This window comes from Enterobacter sp. 03-F-07-AD-ECC, assembly GCF_047530935.1.
Lineage (GTDB): Bacteria > Pseudomonadota > Gammaproteobacteria > Enterobacterales > Enterobacteriaceae > Enterobacter > Enterobacter cloacae.
This window is the reverse complement of sequence record NZ_JBLKBZ010000013.1, coordinates 46,498-64,085: the sequence shown is the minus strand read 5'-3', so window position 1 is coordinate 64,085 and position 17,588 is coordinate 46,498. Positions and strand designations below refer to the sequence as shown.

Annotated in this window: 13 protein-coding genes; 6 read left to right on the top strand and 7 right to left on the bottom strand. The window is 57.8% G+C overall.

What is annotated here, in order from left to right; genetic code table 11:
* Positions 1-101: 101 nt before the first annotated feature.
* The 6 genes from folK to thpR form a co-directional block, all read right to left on the bottom strand.
* Positions 102-581: a 2-amino-4-hydroxy-6-hydroxymethyldihydropteridine diphosphokinase gene (gene folK, locus ACMWKA_RS17890; RefSeq protein WP_047352019.1), complete on the bottom strand. Its 480-nt coding sequence runs from the start codon at positions 579-581 to the stop codon at positions 102-104.
* Positions 578-1,975: a polynucleotide adenylyltransferase PcnB gene (gene pcnB / locus ACMWKA_RS17885; RefSeq protein ID WP_072193776.1), complete on the bottom strand. Its 1,398-nt coding sequence runs from the start codon at positions 1,973-1,975 to the stop codon at positions 578-580. Before pcnB ends, folK begins: the two co-directional genes overlap by 4 nt.
* 42 nt (positions 1,976-2,017) lie before the next feature.
* Positions 2,018-2,908 carry a tRNA glutamyl-Q(34) synthetase GluQRS gene (gene gluQRS / locus ACMWKA_RS17880; protein WP_023620738.1) on the bottom strand — a complete coding sequence of 297 codons (891 nt, stop codon included), beginning with the start codon at positions 2,906-2,908 and terminating at the stop codon, positions 2,018-2,020.
* Between the two features lie 59 nt (positions 2,909-2,967).
* A complete protein-coding gene (dksA, locus tag ACMWKA_RS17875; RefSeq protein ID WP_013095632.1) occupies positions 2,968-3,423 on the bottom strand; it encodes an RNA polymerase-binding protein DksA in 456 nt (151 codons plus the stop codon).
* Between the two features lie 176 nt (positions 3,424-3,599).
* Entirely contained in the window at positions 3,600-4,304 is a 705-nt protein-coding gene (gene sfsA, locus ACMWKA_RS17870) for a DNA/RNA nuclease SfsA (protein WP_013095633.1), read from the bottom strand.
* The gene (gene thpR, locus ACMWKA_RS17865) at positions 4,294-4,848 is read right to left on the bottom strand and encodes an RNA 2',3'-cyclic phosphodiesterase (RefSeq protein ID WP_045292709.1); all 555 of its coding nucleotides are present in this window, start codon (positions 4,846-4,848) and stop codon (positions 4,294-4,296) included. Before thpR ends, sfsA begins: the two co-directional genes overlap by 11 nt.
* 73 nt (positions 4,849-4,921) lie before the next feature.
* On the opposite strand from thpR, the gene hrpB reads away from it, so the two are divergent.
* The 6 genes from hrpB (at position 4,922) to fhuB (ending at position 16,182) form a co-directional block, all read left to right on the top strand.
* Positions 4,922-7,351, top strand: coding sequence for an ATP-dependent helicase HrpB (gene hrpB, locus ACMWKA_RS17860; RefSeq protein ID WP_414760468.1), 2,430 nt, complete (start codon positions 4,922-4,924; stop codon positions 7,349-7,351).
* 143 nt (positions 7,352-7,494) lie between these two features.
* The gene (mrcB, locus tag ACMWKA_RS17855) at positions 7,495-10,023 is read left to right on the top strand and encodes a bifunctional glycosyl transferase/transpeptidase (RefSeq protein WP_038981237.1); all 2,529 of its coding nucleotides are present in this window, start codon (positions 7,495-7,497) and stop codon (positions 10,021-10,023) included.
* Positions 10,024-10,254: 231 nt separating this feature from the next.
* Complete coding sequence (gene fhuA, locus ACMWKA_RS17850; RefSeq protein ID WP_038981238.1) at positions 10,255-12,465, top strand: ferrichrome porin FhuA; 2,211 nt, start codon at positions 10,255-10,257, stop codon at positions 12,463-12,465.
* A 50-nt stretch (positions 12,466-12,515) separates the two neighbouring features.
* A complete protein-coding gene (fhuC, locus tag ACMWKA_RS17845) occupies positions 12,516-13,313 on the top strand; it encodes a Fe3+-hydroxamate ABC transporter ATP-binding protein FhuC (protein WP_250181610.1) in 798 nt (265 codons plus the stop codon).
* Positions 13,313-14,203: a Fe(3+)-hydroxamate ABC transporter substrate-binding protein FhuD gene (gene fhuD, locus ACMWKA_RS17840; RefSeq protein WP_013095639.1), complete on the top strand. Its 891-nt coding sequence runs from the start codon at positions 13,313-13,315 to the stop codon at positions 14,201-14,203. Before fhuC ends, fhuD begins: the two co-directional genes overlap by 1 nt.
* On the top strand, positions 14,200-16,182 hold the full coding sequence (gene fhuB / locus ACMWKA_RS17835; protein WP_414760467.1) for a Fe(3+)-hydroxamate ABC transporter permease FhuB: 1,983 nt from the start codon (positions 14,200-14,202) through the stop codon (positions 16,180-16,182). The genes fhuD and fhuB overlap by 4 nt, the downstream gene beginning before the upstream one ends.
* Before the next feature lie 94 nt (positions 16,183-16,276).
* On the opposite strand, the gene hemL is transcribed toward fhuB, so the two are convergent.
* Positions 16,277-17,557 (bottom strand): glutamate-1-semialdehyde 2,1-aminomutase, encoded by a 1,281-nt coding sequence (gene hemL / locus ACMWKA_RS17830; RefSeq protein ID WP_038981245.1) that lies wholly within the window; start codon positions 17,555-17,557, stop codon positions 16,277-16,279.
* Positions 17,558-17,588: the final 31 nt, after the last annotated feature.

The following is a 17,588-nucleotide window of genomic DNA, read 5'->3' as shown; positions in this document are numbered from 1 at the left end:
GCGAATCTTTGCGCATTCTAACAGTAACATTCGAGGGAACAATGATTTTAGGTCGTCTATTAGCCACAATTATTTTGTGGCTAATGTGCGGGGGAACAGGCTTACCAGCGAGCGGGTTTTTCTGCGTGGAGGTTGTCCAGGATCTCCCTGAGCGGGATGCCGTCCGGGAAGGTGAGATCGGGGGCGACTTCAAACAGCGGCCAGAGCATAAATCCGCGATTTTTCATGTCGTAATGCGGCACCGTCAGGCGTGATGTGTTAATCACCTCGTTGCCAAACAGCATGATGTCGAGGTCAAGGGTACGTGGCCCCCAGCGCTCTGCTTTACGCACGCGACCCTGTTGCAGCTCAATGCGCTGGGTGTTATCCAGCAACGTTTCGGCATCCAGCGCGGTGTCCAGCACCACGGCGGCATTCAGGTAATCAGGCTGATCCTGCGGGCCGAGCGGCGGTGTACGGTAAAACGAGGAGATCGCCACAATGCGGCTCTGGGGGATCTCACCCAGCGCCTGAACGGCAGCATTAACCTGCTCCAGAGGAGAGGCCAGATTGCTGCCGATAGCGATATACGCGAGGGTCATGCCGTGCCTTCGCGACGCGGTGCGCGCTTGCGCGGACGACGGTGACGACGACGCGGCGCCGGCTCTTCATCAAGGCCAGTGAGCATGTCTTTCTGCTCCGGCGGTGCGGAGACCTGGAACTCGGCCCACCACTGCGCCAGACGCTGCAGCTCCTGGTTGCGTTCAATTTCAGCACGCAGAGAGAGCAGATCAAAGGCCGCGCGGAACTTAGGATGCTCCATCAGCTTCCAGGCGCGTTTGCCCTGACGACGGGACATACGCAGCTGAAGCTGCCAGATATCGCGCACCAGCGTGGTAATACGTTTCGGAATGGCCAGCGTACGGCAGCCTTCGTCCAGCACGTCGTTTGCCGCCAGGGCAAAAGCGTCATAATAGGCGAGGCCGCTTTCCTGGGTAATGCGCTGAGCGGTTTCCAGCAGCGGATACCAGAACATCGCCGCAAACAGGAACGCCGGGTTCACGCGCATATCGTTGCGGATACGGGTGTCGGTATTCTTCAGCACCTGCGCAATCATGCGTTCCATTGGGCTGTCACCATTTTCGGTGAAGTAGCGGGTAATGGACGGGAATAACGGCTGGAAAAGGTTGTATTCGCGCAGCAGGTTATAGGTGGCAAATCCGTGACCGGCTTGCAGCAGTTTGAGCGCTTCTTCGAACAGGCGGGCTGGCGGTACGTCATTGATAAGCGTCGCCAGACGCGGGATCGGCTCTGCCGTCTCCGGGCTGATGCGCATATCCAGCTTGGCGGCGAAACGCACGGCGCGCAGCATCCGCACCGGATCTTCGCGATACCGGGTTTCCGGCGTGCCGATCAGGCGAATCAGGCCCTCTTTCAGATCCTGCATGCCGCCGACGTAATCACGCACGGTGAAATCCGCCACGCTGTAGTAAAGGCTGTTGATGGTGAAATCGCGACGCTGGGCATCTTCTTCGATCGAACCGAAGATGTTGTCGCGCAGTAGCATACCGTTCTGGCCGCGCTGGGAAGTTGTGCGATCGGATGCGCCCGCTTCGTGGTGACCACGGAACGTCGCCACCTCAATAATTTCCGGCCCAAACATGACGTGTGCCAGACGGAAACGGCGGCCAACGAGACGGCAATTGCGGAATAATTTACGCACCTGTTCGGGCGTGGCGCTGGTCGTCACGTCGAAATCTTTGGGTTTTTTGCCCAGCAGTAAATCACGTACTCCACCGCCAACGAGATAGGCCTCGTAGCCCGCTTTATTCAGACGATAGAGCACCTTGAGGGCATTTTCACTGATATCTTTGCGGGAAATATTGTGCTGCTCACGCGGGATAACCGACATCTGTGGTTGCGCAATAGCGTCATTCGCCATGCTCTCTTCGCGGCTTAGCACTTTACGGCAAAAATTAGCGACTCGGGTAAAAATGGTACACCTCGTAGTGTGTTTTGTTATGAAAAAAGCGGCTAATCATAGCTCAGCGCAACGCATTTGAGAATGCTGGATTTTTGGCACGCTCGTGAGCGACCAGGTGGCAACGGCCTGTTTCAGCAATTCGTCAATGGAAAGATCCTGCCATTCGTTGGTTACATTCTGGTTGAGAAATCGTAACGCGTCGATCAAAACGGGGCGCGGATCGCCATCTGGCAGGGCGGGGGCGTGGTTTTGCTTCGACAGCTTATCGCCCCGCTCGTTGACGGCCAGCGGCAGATGAATGTAATCCGGCGCCGTCCAGCCAAACTGGTGATACAACGCTATTTGCCGCACCGTAGGTTCAACCAGATCGGCTCCGCGCACAATTTCGGTAACGCCCTGAAAGTGGTCATCCACCACCACCGCCAGGTTATAGGCAAACAGCCCGTCACGGCGGTGGATAATAAAATCCTCTCGCGCCAGCCGTTCATCCGCATGAATGTCGCCAGAGAGCAGGTCGTTAAAGTGGAGCACTGGAGCACGCTGGATCAGACGAACGGCGGCGTTTTCCGGGCCGTGGTTGAGCGTGCGGCAGTGGCCGTCATAGACGCCCCCCACGCTCTGTATGCGCGCGCGGGTACAGGTGCAGTTATAAGAGAGCCCTTGCTCAGCGAGCCAGGCCAGACGTTCCCGGTAGGCGTCGTGACGTGTTGATTGCCAGACAACTTCGCCGTCCCAGTGAAGACCGTAATGTTCCAGCTGACGCAGAATGGTGTCTGCTGCACCGGGAACTTCACGTGGAGGATCAATATCTTCAATGCGGACGAGCCATTTACCCAGGCGTGCGCGAGCCTGCAGGTAGCTGCCGAGAGCGGCAATTAACGAGCCGAAATGTAATTCACCGGAGGGGGATGGCGCGAAGCGCCCGATATAGTGAGATTCAGACATATCAACAGTAATAAGGCGGGAGAGACTCCCGCCTTTGGAGTGGGTAAACAGGACCGGGATTAACCCGCCATCTGTTTTTCGCGGATTTCTGCCAGCGTTTTACAGTCGATGCACAGATCGGCGGTCGGACGCGCTTCCAGGCGACGAATGCCAATTTCAACACCACAGGATTCGCAGTAGCCAAAATCTTCGTCCTCGACCTTCTTCAGCGTTTTTTCGATCTTTTTGATCAGTTTGCGCTCGCGGTCACGGTTACGCAGTTCAAGGCTGAACTCTTCTTCCTGAGCGGCACGGTCTACCGGATCCGGGAAGTTAGCCGCTTCATCCTGCATATGACTAACGGTGCGATCGACTTCATCCCTGAGTTGATTACGCCATGCTTCAAGAATACGCTTGAAGTGCGACAGCTGGGCTTCATTCATATACTCTTCGCCCGGTTTCTCTTGATACGGCTCCACCCCAGCGATGGCGAGAATACTCAGGGACGATGTTTTACGGTTTTGCCCTTCTTGCATGTTGCTTCTCCTTAACACGCACTATCGATCCCCGTGTTGGGGGAAAAATCAGGTCGCTATAAATAGCAGATGCTTTTCCGTATGGCAATTATCTAAACGTAACACTTGACAAGCCTGTGAGGAAAAGCGTATTTGCGCACGCGGCCAGAACACTTATTCGTCAATCGTCTATTCCCTTATAAGACAATGGGAAGAGAGGATCTCAGAGTCATATTATCGGCAGAAAGTTCCGCTTTATAAGCCAAAACCTCTACCCCCTGCTTTTGTGCCTCATTCAACAATTGCGCGTATTTGAGATCAATATGGCGGGCTGGAGAAAACCGTTCAATGGCTGAGTGCAAAACCGCAAACAGCAGTACGGCGCGTTTGCCCGCCGCCGCAACACTCATCAGCTCCCGCAGATGCTTTTGTCCCCGTAGCGTGACTGCATCCGGGAAATAGCCGTTTTCCTGATCCGCTAACGTGACTGATTTGACTTCAATATAGCACTCGGGACGGTCTTCCGCCTGTAACATAAAGTCAATTCTGCTGCCTTCATCGCCATATTTCACTTCAGATTTATGGGTGCCATAACCCACCAGTTCGGGAAGGGTTCCGTTCGTCAGAGCCTCCTTAACTAATTGATTCGCGCGCAGGGTGTTAACGCAAATAAAAGCCCCTTGTTGGGTTTGCGTCATTTCCCAGGTGTGAGGATATTTGCGTTTAGTATTTTCTGAAGTGGAATACCAGACCGTGTCACCCGGTGTCGCACATCCCGTCATTGCCCCGGTGTTGGGGCAGTGCAGCGTTAACGGCTCCCCTTCAGGGGTGACGACATCAGCGAGAAAACGCTTGTAGCGTTGAATAAGCGTGGCGTGTTGCAGTGCAGGACTAAACTTCATCAGAATTCCTTAGGGTATCGCCCAGCATCCAGCGCTGGAGCGGCGTATAGCGGGTGCGTCCTTGTGAAAAAACAGATTCGTACAGCGCGAAAGAGGTCACCGGAAAGGCCCAGTGAAAGCCCGGTGGCGGGATAGCAACGGCCTGACCGGCATCGCGCAGTAGCGTAATGTGAGGATGAAACGGCTGCGGACTCTGGTAACAGCCGCTACGTGCCGCCTGGGCGCGCAGCATATTCGCAAGCTGTAATAATCCGCGCGGCGGCTGGCGCGTGCCCAGCCAGACGACGCGGGAGCGGAGCCACTGCCCCGCATCGTCAAGGGTCAGCGTAAATCCCGGCTGGGAAATCCGACCGGCCATCGCCGCCAGGGCGCGCTGTTTCTCGCTGCTGACGTCGCCCAGAAAAGCCAGCGTCAGGTGGAGGTTTGCCGCAGCAACCGGGCGGCCCGCTTCGGGCGGGAAATGTTCGGCGCGCCAGCGAACAATTTGCCGTTGGATCGGTGCGGGCAGCTCAATGGCGAAAAACAGTCGTTTCGACTCAGACATACAGGGGACTCGGTAATGATATGCGCCGATGCTACAATGTACGCCGACTAATGTTAACCCTCTGGAGCTGTTAGTGTCCTCATTGCCGGTCGCCGTCGTCCTTCCTGAACTGCTCGCTGCCTTGCAGGATGCCCCGCAGGTTTTACTTAACGCCCCTACGGGTGCCGGTAAATCCACCCGGCTACCGCTGCAAATTCTCAACGCAGGCATTATCAGCGGGAAGATTATCCTGCTGGAGCCGCGCAGGCTGGCTGCGCGCAACGTGGCGCAGCGCCTGGCGGAACTGCTGAATGAAAAACCGGGCGAGACGGTAGGCTACCGTATGCGCGCCGAAACCTGCGTCGGCCCGTCCACGCGGCTTGAAGTGGTGACCGAAGGGATCCTCACCCGTATGCTGCAAAACGATCCGGAACTGTCCGGCATCGGGCTGGTGATTCTGGATGAGTTCCACGAGCGCAGCCTGCAGGCGGATCTGGCGCTGGCGCTGTTGCTGGACGTCCAGCAGGGGTTACGGGACGATCTCCGACTGCTCATCATGTCGGCCACGCTGGATAACGAGCGGCTACAGCAGACGTTACCGGATGCGCCGGTCATCACCTCCGAAGGGCGCGCGTTTCCGGTTGAACGCCGCTATCAGCCGCTTCCTGCCCATCAGCGTTTCGATGAAGCGGTGGCGATCGCCACGGCTGACTTGCTTCGTCAGGAATCCGGTTCGCTGCTGCTGTTTTTGCCGGGCGTTGGCGAAATCCAGCGTGTGCAGGAGCAGCTTGCCGCCCGGGTGGGCAGCGACGTATTGCTCTGCCCGCTCTACGGCGCACTGTCGTTGAGTGACCAGCGCAAGGCGATACTTCCCGCGCCGACGGGGCAGCGTAAAGTGGTACTGGCCACCAATATTGCCGAAACCAGTCTGACCATTGAAGGCATTCGCCTGGTGGTGGACAGCGCCCAGGAGAGAGTAGCCAGTTTTGACCCGCGCACCGGGCTGACAAAGCTGCTGACGCAACGCATCAGCCAGGCGTCGATGGTTCAGCGAGCTGGCCGTGCCGGGCGCCTTGAGCCGGGCATCTGTTTACATCTCATCAGCGCAGAACAGGCCGAACGCGCGGCTGTGCAGAGCACGCCGGAAATTTTACAAAGCGATCTTTCGGGGCTGATCATGGAACTGTTGCAGTGGGGTTGCCCCGATCCCGCGCAATTAACCTGGCTCAATGCGCCTTCCGCGGTAAACCTGGCGGCGGCGCGCGCGTTGCTGACCCAGCTAGGGGCGCTGGACGGCGAAAGGCTATCATCACGTGGGCAGAAAATGGCCACGCTGGGTAACGATCCCCGGCTGGCGGCGATGCTGGTGGCCGCGCAGGGGGATGATGAAATTGCCACGGCGGCGAAACTGGCGGCTATCCTTGAGGAGCCGCCTCGTGGTGCAAATTGCGATCTGGTGCAGGCCTTTTCACGTAATCAGGGGAACTGGCAGCAGCGCGCGCAGCAGCTCTGTAAACGGCTTAACAGCCGTGGTGGTACGCCGGACGCTGACAGCATTGCGCCTCTCCTGGCGCAGGCATTTGCCGACAGGATCGCGCGTCGTCGCGGGCTGGATGGACGCTACCAGCTGGCAAACGGCATGGGGGCTATGCTGGACAGCGATGACGCCCTGACGCGCCATGAATGGCTGATTGCGCCGCTCTTACTGCAGGGTAGTCACTCGCCCGATGCCCGAATTTTGCAGGCCGTGGCTGTGGATATCGATGCCCTCACGCGCGCCTGTCCGCAGCTGCTTCAGCAGTCCGACATCGTCGAGTGGGATGATGCGCAGGGCACTCTGAAGGCATTTCGTCGTAGCCAGATAGGTAAACTGACCCTGGGGACGAAGCCGCTGGCAAAGCCATCGGAAGAGGAGCTGCACCAGGCAATGCTGAACGGTATCCGGGAAAAAGGACTAGGTGTTCTGAACTGGACCCCGGAGGCCGAGCAGTACCGTATTCGTCTGCACTGCGCCGCGCGCTGGTTGCCCGAGTATGCCTGGCCGGCGGTGGATGATGACACGTTACTTGCGTCGCTGGAAACCTGGCTCCTGCCGCAAATGAGCGGTGTACACTCGCTGCGGGCGCTAAAAGCGCTTGATGTTAAGGTCGCGTTACAGAATTTACTCGACTGGTCGTTACGTCAACGTCTGGATAGTGAACTGCCAGGGCATTACACTGTGCCGACCGGCAGCCGGATTGCCATTCGTTATCACGAGGATAATCCACCGGCGCTGGCGGTACGGATGCAGGAGATGTTTGGCGAGGCGACCACGCCATCCATTGCCGAAGGGCGCGTGCCCGTGGTGCTTGAGCTGTTGTCACCTGCGCATCGCCCGCTGCAGATTACCCGCGATCTGGGCGCATTCTGGGCGGGGAGCTACCGTGAAGTGCAAAAAGAGATGAAAGGGCGTTATCCCAAACATGTCTGGCCGGACGATCCGGCAAATACGGCACCGACACGGCGGACGAAGAAATATTCGTAAAGGGGAGTGCGGCCTGATGCCCTCACCCCGACCCTCTCCCACAGGGAGAGGGAGAAAAGCAATTTTGAGAGATTTCTTCTTTCACAGGTCAGTGGAAGAAATGAGAATCGGGCCTTTGCGCCTGAACGTTGCGGAGAAAAAGCATGGCGGGGAATGACCGCGAGCCAATTGGGCGTAAGGGAAAACCAACGCGTCCGGCCAAAGAAAAGGTGAGCCGTCGTCGCCTCAGAGATGAGGATTATGACGATGACTATGAAGACGATTATGAGGATGAAGAACCGATGCCGCGTAAAGGAAAAGGCAAAGGGCGTAAGCCTCGGGGTAAACGCGGCTGGTTCTGGCTGCTGCTGAAGCTGTTCATTGTTTTTGTTGTACTGATGGCGATCTACGGCGTTTATCTGGATCAGAAGATCCGCAGCCGTATCGACGGAAAAGTCTGGCAATTGCCGGCGGCAGTGTATGGCCGCATGGTAAACCTTGAGCCTGACATGTCGATCAGTAAGAACGAGATGGTGAAACTGCTGGAGGCCACCCAGTATCGTCAGGTGTCGAAAATGACGCGTCCTGGCGAATTTACCGTGCAGGCGAAAAGCATTGAGATGATCCGTCGTCCGTTCGATTTCCCGGACAGCAAAGAGGGGCAGGTGCGTGCGCGTCTGACCTTTGACGGCGATCGTCTGGAAACCATCGAGAACATGGATAACAACCGCCAGTTCGGTTTCTTCCGTCTCGATCCGCGTCTTATCACCATGCTCTCTTCGGCGAATGGTGAACAGCGTCTGTTCGTCGCCCGTAACGGTTTCCCGGACCTGCTGGTGGACACGCTGCTGGCAACCGAAGACCGTCACTTCTATGAGCACGATGGTATCAGCCTCTACTCCATTGGTCGTGCGGTGCTGGCCAACCTGACGGCGGGCCGTACGGTACAGGGGGCAAGTACGCTTACCCAGCAGCTGGTGAAGAACCTGTTCCTCTCCAGCGAGCGCTCTTACTGGCGTAAAGCCAACGAAGCGTACATGGCCGTGCTGATGGATGCGCGTTACAGCAAGGATCGTATCCTTGAGCTGTATATGAACGAGGTCTATCTCGGTCAGAGCGGTGATAACGAAATCCGCGGTTTCCCGCTGGCGAGCCTGTACTACTTTGGCCGTCCGGTGGAAGAGCTGAGCCTGGACCAGCAGGCGCTGCTGGTGGGTATGGTGAAAGGGGCGTCCATCTATAACCCGTGGCGTAACCCGAAACTGGCGCTGGAGCGTCGTAACCTCGTGTTGCGCCTGCTGCAACAACAGCAGGTGATTGACCAGGAGCTGTACGACATGCTGAGCGCACGTCCGCTTGGCGTGCAGCCGCGCGGCGGTGTGATTTCGCCTCAGCCTGCGTTTATGCAGCTGGTGCGTCAGGAGCTGCAGAGCAAGCTCGGTGATAAAGTGAAAGATCTCTCCGGCGTGAAGATCTTTACCACCTTTGACTCCGTGGCGCAGGATGCGGCAGAAAAAGCGGCCGTTGAGGGCATTCCGGCGCTGAAGAAACAGCGTAAGCTGAGCGATCTGGAAACCGCGATGGTGGTGGTTGACCGTAACACGGGTGAAGTCCGTGCGATGGTGGGCGGGGCTGAGCCGCAGTTTGCAGGTTACAACCGTGCTATGCAGGCGCGTCGTTCGATCGGTTCACTGGCGAAGCCAGCAACCTATCTCACTGCTCTGAGTCAGCCAAATCTTTATCGCCTGAATACCTGGATTGCCGACGCGCCGATCTCACTGCGTCAGCCTAACGGCCAGGTCTGGTCACCGCAGAACGATGATAAACAGTTCAGCGGCCAGGTAATGCTGGTGGATGCGTTGACCCGCTCCATGAACGTGCCGACGGTAAACCTGGGGATGGCACTGGGTCTGCCGGCGATTGTCGACACCTGGCAGAAACTGGGCGTCGCCAAAGATCAGCTGCACCCTGTACCAGCCATGATCCTGGGGGCGTTAAACCTGACGCCAATCGAAGTGGCACAGGCGTTCCAGACCATTGCCAGCGGTGGTAACCGTGCACCGCTGTCAGCCCTGCGCTCGGTGATTGCCGAAGATGGCTCCGTGCTGTATCAGAGCTTCCCGCAGGCGGAACGCGCCGTTCCGGCGCAGGCAGCCTACATGACGCTGTGGACGATGCAGCAGGTTGTGCAGCGTGGTACCGGCCGTCAGCTGGGGGCGAAGTATCCGGGCCTGCATCTGGCGGGCAAAACCGGGACGACCAACAACAACGTTGATACCTGGTTTGCCGGTATCGATGGTCGTGAAGTGGTGATCACCTGGGTGGGCCGCGACAACAACCAGCCAACCAAACTGTATGGTGCGAGCGGGGCGATGTCGATTTACCAGCGTTATCTGGCGAATCAGTCTCCGGTGCCGCTAAACCTGGTTGCGCCGGAGGATATCGTGGATATGGGCGTGGACAGTTCCGGAAACTTTGTCTGTGGCGGCGGTATGCGTACCTTGCCTGTCTGGACAACGAACCCGGATTCCCTGTGCCAGCAGAGCCAGCCAGAGCAGCCGACGGGCAACCCGTTCGACCAGTCTTCTCAGCCTCAGCAGCCGCAGCAACAACAACAGCCGCAGCAGCAGAACGAGAAGAAAGACAGCGACGGTGTCGCGGGCTGGATTAGAGATATGTTCGGCGGTAACTAACCGTTCAAGGTCCCCCCGAAAGGGGGGATTTTTTTACCCGTTCTCCCCATTTTATTAACCCTCGTTTTAATTCTGATTAACCCTTCGTTTTCTCCTGGTTATTTCTTAAACCCTTAATTCTCGTAGGGCCGCTTCCTGCTTGCTATGCAGCCAACGTTTCGCCTATTATGCTGCGGTCATAATAATAATTCTCGTTTACGTTATCATTCACTTTTCTATCAGAGATACACCATGGCGCTTTCCAATACTGCTCAGCCAATTAACACGTCGCTGCGTAAAATCGCAGTTGTCGTAGCCACAGCGGTTGCCGGCATGTCTGCTTATACCCATGCTGCCGAAACCCCGAAAAAAGAAGAAACCATCACTGTCACTGCCGCTCCGGCTGCACAGGAAAGTGCCTGGGGGCCAGCACCAACGATTGCGGCGAAACGTACCGCAACGGCAACCAAGACCGATACACCTATAGAAAAGACGCCGCAGTCGATTTCCGTCGTCACGCGTGAAGAAATTGACATGAAGCAGCCGGGAACGGTGAAGCAAGCGCTGGCTTATACGCCGAGCGTTTTTGCCACCCGCGGCGCCTCAACGACATATGATGTGGTGTCGATTCGTGGTTTCACCACTTCCAGCACCGTGAATACCAACCAGTATCTCGATGGGATGAAGCTGCAGGGCGATAACTATTCTGAAGCGTCCATGGATCCGTACTTCCTTGAGCGCGTGGAGCTGCTGCGTGGCCCAACATCTGTACTGTACGGCAAAAGCCATCCGGGCGGTGTTGTGAGCATGGTCAGCAAGCGACCGACCACTGAGCCGCTGAAAGAAATTCAGTTCAAGATGGGCACCGATAACCTGTGGCAGACCGGGTTTGATTTCAGCGATGCAATTGATGATGACGGCGTGTGGTCATACCGCCTGACCGGTCTGGGACGTAGTGAAAATGCGCAGCAGGAGATGGCCAAATCCACCCGCTATGCCATTGCACCGGCTTTCAGCTGGCGTCCTGACGATAAAACCGATTTCACTTTCCTGAGTAACTTCCAGAGCGATCCGGATGCGGGCTATTACGGCTGGCTGCCGCGGGAAGGTACCGTTGTGCCTTACTATGATGCCAACGGTAAAGCGCACAAGCTGCCGACCAATTTCAACGAAGGGGAAGAGGACAACAAGATCGCCCGTCGCCAGAAAATGGTGGGATACAGCTTCTCGCATGCGTTTGATGACACCTTTACCCTGCGTCAAAACCTGCGCTACACCAAAATCAACACGCTGTATCGTTCCGTCTACGGCAACGGCTATATTGCCCCGGCGCAAATCAGCCGCGCGTATGTACGTTCAGACGAAGATCTCAACTCGTTCACCGTGGATACTCAGCTTCAGTCAAAATTCGCGACCGGCGCTGTGGATCATACCCTCTTAACCGGGGTCGATTACCTTCGTATGCGTAATGACATCAACGCAGACTACGGTACTGCCGATCCGATCAGCATGACAAAGCCTGCGTACGGCAATCCGAACGTCGATGTTTACTACCTGTACAAAGTGCTTAATCGTCAGGAACAAACTGGTCTGTACGCTCAGGATCAGGCTGAGTGGGATAAGTGGGTACTGACAATGGGTGGCCGCTATGATTTTGCGAAAACCTCTGCGCTGACCCGTACTACCGGTACTACCGCGGAAATTAACGATCAGGCATTCACCTGGCGTGGCGGGATTAACTACCTGTTCGACAACGGTATCACGCCGTACTTCAGCTATAGCGAATCATTCGAACCGATTTCGGGTACCACTCAGGGCGGAAAACCGTTCGATCCGGCACGCGGCAAGCAGTATGAAGCCGGTGTGAAATACGTACCGAAAGATCTGCCTGTTGTGGTCACGGCAGCGGTGTATCAGCTGACCAAAAACAATAATCTGACGGCCGATCCGGCCAACCCGACCAGCGGCTTCAGCGTACAAGGGGGCGAAATTCGTTCCCGTGGTGTTGAGCTGGAAGCGAAAGCGGCCGTATCAGCCAATGTGAACGTGACGGCCTCGTACAGCTTCACCGATGCGAAATACACTCACGATACCTGGTTTGAAGGCCGCCGCCCGGCGGAAGTGCCACGTAACATGGCCTCTCTGTGGGCGGATTACACCTTCCACGAGACGGCACTGAGCGGTCTGACGCTGGGGGCGGGTGCGCGCTATATCGGCAACACCGTTTCCTACTACTCCTCAACGTCTCCGAAAGCCTACGAATCGTTTAACGTCGCGGGTTACGCGCTGGCGGACGCGACGGTGAAATACGATCTGGCGCGTTTTGGGCTGCCAGGCTCTTCAGTTGGCGTTAACGTGAACAATATCTTTGACCGCGAGTACGTTTCCAGCTGCTATAGCGAATACGCATGCTACTGGGGAGCAGGACGTCAGGTTGTGGCTACCGCGACCTTCCGCTTCTAATCTCTCTTCGGGCACGGTTCGCCGTGCCCTTTTTATTTAAGTTGGCTGATATGCAGGATAATAAAACGCAATCCGATACCACCTTTACGCTCAATCAACTCTCCTTTCGTGTTCCCGGGCGCACCTTGCTGCATCCGCTCTCGTTGACGTTCCCCGCAGGTAAAGTTACCGGCCTGATTGGTCACAATGGTTCCGGTAAATCGACGTTACTTAAAATGCTGGGCCGTCATCAGCCGCCTTCTGAAGGGGATATTTTGCTGGACGAACAGCCTCTGGAGAGCTGGAGCAGTAAAGCCTTTGCGCGCAAAGTCGCCTATCTGCCGCAGCAATTGCCTCAGGCAGAAGGGTTGACGGTGCGTGAGCTGGTGGCAATCGGGCGTTATCCGTGGCATGGCGCACTCGGGCGCTTCGGTGTCGCCGACAGAGAGAAAGTGGAAGAAGCGATTGCGCTGGTAGGATTAAAGCCGCTGGCGCACCGTCTGGTCGACAGCCTTTCCGGGGGCGAACGTCAGCGCGCGTGGATTGCGATGCTGGTCGCGCAGGACAGCCGCTGCCTGCTGCTCGACGAACCCACTTCCGCACTGGATATTGCTCACCAGGTTGATGTTCTCGCGCTGGTTCATCGCCTGAGCCAGCAGCGTGGCCTGACGGTTATCGCGGTGCTGCACGATATCAACATGGCGGCGCGCTACTGTGATTATCTTGTCGCCCTTCGCGGCGGGGAGATGATTGCCGAGGGTTCGCCGTCTGAACTGATGCGGAGCGAAACGCTGGAACACATCTACGGTATTCCTATGGGGATCCTGCCTCATCCTGGCGGGGCTGCTCCGGTGAGTTTTGTTTACTGATGCTGAATTCTACCTTGTTGAGCCGCCGTCGCCTGCTGACGGCCATGGCACTTTCACCGCTGCTGTTAAAGATGAACCTCGCGCGGGCTGCTGCCGTCGATCCGCACCGTATTGTGGCGCTGGAGTGGCTGCCTGTTGAACTGATGATGGCGCTGGGCGTCACGCCGTATGGCGTGGCCGATATTCCCAACTACCGGCTGTGGGTGAACGAGCCGGCGCTACCCGATTCGGTCATTGATATTGGTCTGCGAACAGAGCCTAATCTTGAGCTGCTGACGCAGATGAAGCCGTCATTTCTGTTCTGGTCCGCGGGTTATGGCCCGTCAGAAGAGACAATGGCACGTATTGCCCCTGGGCGGGGGTTCTCCTTCAGTGACGGTAAAAAACCGCTGACGATGGCGAAAAACTCCATCAACGAGATGGCGCATTTCCTCAACCGTGAGGCGGAAGCCAAACAACATTTCGCAGAGTTTGATGCTCTGATTGACGCCCTGAAGCCGCGTTTTGCCCATCGCGGAGACCGCCCGCTGCTGATGGTGACGCTGCTGGATGCGCGCCATATGCTGGTCTTCGGCAAAAACTGTCTGTTCCAGGAAGTGCTCGATAGCTTTGGCATTCCTAATGCCTGGGAAGGGGAGATGACCTTCTGGGGCAGCACCGCCGTCGGTATCGACCGTCTGGCGGCGTTCCGCGATGTGGACGTGCTGTGCTTCGATCACGGCAACGAGCGTGAAATGCAGGCGCTGATGGCGACACCGTTGTGGCAGGCGATGCCGTTCGTGCGTGAGCAACGCTTTACGCGTGCACCGGCGGTCTGGTTCTACGGCGCGACGCTGTCGGCCATGCACTTCGCCCGGGTGCTGGATAACGCGCTGGGGGGAAAAGCATGAGTACGCGTATTGCCCGTTTCCCGGCGCTGTTGCTGGCTCTGATTTTCCTGACCGCGCTGGCTTTGACCTGGTTTAACCTCTCGACCGCCTTACCGCGCGGGCAGTGGGGCGCGGCCCTGGCTGCGCCGGATATCGATAATATTCAGCAAATGCTGTTCCACTACAGCCTGCTGCCGCGTCTGGCGATTTCGCTGCTGGTCGGGGCTGGGTTAGGGCTGGTGGGCGTCCTGTTCCAGCAGGTTTTGCGTAACCCGCTGGCCGAGCCTACAACGCTTGGCGTCGCGACCGGCGCCCAGCTTGGGATCACGGTGACCACGCTGTGGGCACTGCCTGGCGCGTTAACCTCGCAGTTTGCCGCGCTTGCGGGCGCGTGCGTGGTAGGCGCGCTGGTCTTCGGCGTGGCGTGGGGTAAACGCCTCTCGCCAGTGACGCTGATCCTCGCAGGGCTGGTGGTGAGCCTCTACTGTGGGGCAATCAACCAGCTGCTGGTGCTGTTTCATCACGATCAGCTGCAAAGCATGTTCCTGTGGAGTACCGGCACGCTGACCCAGACCGACTGGAGTAGTGTGCAGCGCCTGTGGCCGCAGCTTGTTGGCGGCGCCATGTTGACGTTGCTGCTGTTACGTCCGCTGACGCTGATGGGGCTGGATGACGGCGTAGCCCGCAATCTGGGGCTGGCGCTCTCCCTGGCGCGTCTGGCGGCGCTGACGCTGGCGATTGTCCTCAGCGCATTGCTGGTTAATGCGGTTGGGATTATCGGCTTTATCGGGCTGTTTGCCCCGCTGCTGGCAAAAATGCTCGGTGCGCGTCGCCTGCTGGCGCGACTGCTGCTGGCCCCGCTAATTGGAGCGCTGATCCTCTGGCTTTCCGATCAAATCATTCTCTGGCTGGCGCGCGTCTGGATGGAAGTCTCTACCGGGTCGGTAACGGCACTGGTTGGCGCGCCGCTGTTGCTGTGGCTGTTGCCACGTCTGCGCAGCATGAGCGCTCCCGCGATGGACGCGGGGGATAAAGTTTATGCCGAGCGTCAGTCGGTGCTGTGGTTCAGCCTCGCCGGGCTGGCGGTGCTGATCATCGTCTCGTTTGTGGCGCTTGCTTTCGGGCGCGATGCGACGGGCTGGCACTGGGCAACGGGCGATTTGCTCCAGGAACTGCTGCAGTGGCGCTGGCCGCGGATCCTCTCGGCGTTGATTGCCGGGGTGATGCTGGCGGTCGCGGGCTGTATTATCCAGCGCCTGACCGGCAACCCGATGGCCAGCCCGGAAGTGCTGGGTATCAGTTCGGGAGCCGCGTTTGGCGTGGTGCTGATGCTGTTCCTTGTGCCGGGAAATGCCTTTGGCTGGCTGATGCCTGCCGGAAGCATCGGGGCGGCGATGACGCTGATGATCATTCTGATTGCGTCAGGCCGCGGCGGGTTTTCGCCTCACCGGATGCTGCTGGCCGGGATGGCGCTCAGCACCGCCTTTACCATGCTGCTGATGATGCTCCAGGCGAGCGGCGATCCGCGGATGGCGAAGATCCTGACCTGGATCTCCGGCTCAACGTACAACGCCACCGGCAGTCAGGTGGTGCATTCCGGGATCGTAATGATCGTGCTGCTGGCGATTGTGCCCCTGTGCCGCCGCTGGATGACGATCCTGCCGCTGGGGGGGGAAACCGCACGTGCGGTCGGCATGGCGTTAACGCCAACGCGCGTCGCGCTGTTACTGCTGGCGGCGTGCCTGACGGCCACGGCCACCATGACCATTGGTCCACTGAGTTTTGTTGGGTTGATGGCGCCGCATATCGCCAGAATGATGGGATTCCGTCGGACGATGCCGCATATCGTGATGTCTGCCCTGACGGGCGGGATGATGCTGGTGGTGGCGGACTGGTGCGGAAGAATGGTGCTGTTCCCGTATCAGATCCCGGCGGGTTTGCTGTCGACCTTTATCGGCGCGCCGTATTTTATTTATCTGTTGAGAAAGCAGAGTCGGTAATAAAAGTAAACGTCAATCCTAAGATTGACGTTTTAGGGTTTGCTCCCTCTCCCTGTGGGAGAGGGCCGGGGTGAGGGCATCACGCCGCACGTGCTTACAACTTCGCAAACACCTTACGCGCCGCGTCGATGGTGTTATTGATATCCTCTTCGCTGTGCGCCACGGACATAAAACCAGCTTCAAAAGCAGACGGCGCCAGGTAGACGCCTTCTTCCAGCATCAGGTGGAAGAAACGCTTGAAGCGTTCAACGTCGCACTTCACCACGTCCTGATAGCTTGTCACTGTTTGGGCTTCCGTGAAGAAGATCCCGAACATCCCGCCCACGTGGTTTACCACCAGCGGAATACCCGCCTCTTCAGCTGCTTCCAGCAGACCGTTTGCCAGCTGCGTCGTGCGCTCAGTCAGGGTTTCGTGAATGCCCGGCTGGGAGACTTCTGTCAGGCAGGCGAAGCCCGCCGCCATGGCAATCGGGTTACCGGAGAGCGTACCCGCCTGGTAAACCGGCCCCGTTGGTGCCAGGGCTTCCATCACATCCTTGCGCCCCCCGAATGCGCCCACTGGCATACCGCCGCCAATGATTTTGCCGAGACAGGTCAGATCCGGCTCTACGCCGTAATAAGACTGGGCACCCGCGAGCGCGACGCGGAAACCGGTCATCACTTCGTCGATAATCAGCAGCGCGCCAAATTCATCGCACAGGGCGCGCAGGCCCGGCAGGAAATCGGGCTGCGGTGGAATGCAGTTCATGTTGCCTGCAACCGGCTCAACGATGATGCAGGCGATCTCCTGTGGATACTGCTCGAATGCCGCACGAACGGTGTTCAGATCGTTATAGGTGCAGGTCAGGGTGTGTTTCGCGAAATCAGCCGGTACGCCCGGGGAGTTTGGCTGGCCAAGGGTCAGTGCGCCGGAACCCGCTTTCACCAGCAGGCAGTCCGCATGGCCGTGGTAGCAGCCTTCAAATTTGATGATTTTGTCGCGACCGGTAAAGCCGCGCGCCAGACGAATAGCGCTCATAGTGGCTTCGGTACCGGAGTTCACCATACGCACCATGTCCATGGTTGGCACCAGCTCGGTCACCAGCTCCGCCATTTTGACTTCCATCTCGGTAGGCGCGCCGAAGCTCAGGCCGCGCTGGGCCGCTTCAATCACCGCATTGCGGATGGCAGGGTGGTTGTGACCCAGCACCATCGGGCCCCAGGAGCCGACGTAATCGATATAGGCCTTGCCGTCGACATCAAACAGGTACGCGCCATCAGCACGTTCAATAAACAGCGGCGTTCCGCCTACGCCGGTAAAGGCGCGAACAGGCGAGTTCACGCCGCCCGGGATAAGCTCGCGGGCTGCACTGTAGAGGTTTTCAGACTTGCTCATAGCGTCGTTCCTGGTTCGTATAAAATGATTA

Bases quoted from the DNA above. Each gene is read 5' to 3' on its own strand.
- folK (WP_047352019.1), bottom strand. From the start codon at position 581: ATGACCCTCGCGTATATCGCTATCGGCAGCAATCTGGCCTCTCCTCTG.
- gluQRS (WP_023620738.1), bottom strand. From the start codon at position 2,908: ATGTCTGAATCTCACTATATCGGGCGCTTCGCGCCATCCCCCTCCGGT.
- dksA (WP_013095632.1), bottom strand. From the start codon at position 3,423: ATGCAAGAAGGGCAAAACCGTAAAACATCGTCCCTGAGTATTCTCGCC.
- sfsA (WP_013095633.1), bottom strand. From the start codon at position 4,304: ATGAAGTTTAGTCCTGCACTGCAACACGCCACGCTTATTCAACGCTAC.
- thpR (WP_045292709.1), bottom strand. From the start codon at position 4,848: ATGTCTGAGTCGAAACGACTGTTTTTCGCCATTGAGCTGCCCGCACCG.
- mrcB (WP_038981237.1), top strand. From the start codon at position 7,495: ATGGCGGGGAATGACCGCGAGCCAATTGGGCGTAAGGGAAAACCAACG.
- fhuA (WP_038981238.1), top strand. From the start codon at position 10,255: ATGGCGCTTTCCAATACTGCTCAGCCAATTAACACGTCGCTGCGTAAA.
- fhuC (WP_250181610.1), top strand. From the start codon at position 12,516: ATGCAGGATAATAAAACGCAATCCGATACCACCTTTACGCTCAATCAA.
- fhuD (WP_013095639.1), top strand. From the start codon at position 13,313: ATGCTGAATTCTACCTTGTTGAGCCGCCGTCGCCTGCTGACGGCCATG.
- fhuB (WP_414760467.1), top strand. From the start codon at position 14,200: ATGAGTACGCGTATTGCCCGTTTCCCGGCGCTGTTGCTGGCTCTGATT.
- hemL (WP_038981245.1), bottom strand. From the start codon at position 17,557: ATGAGCAAGTCTGAAAACCTCTACAGTGCAGCCCGCGAGCTTATCCCG.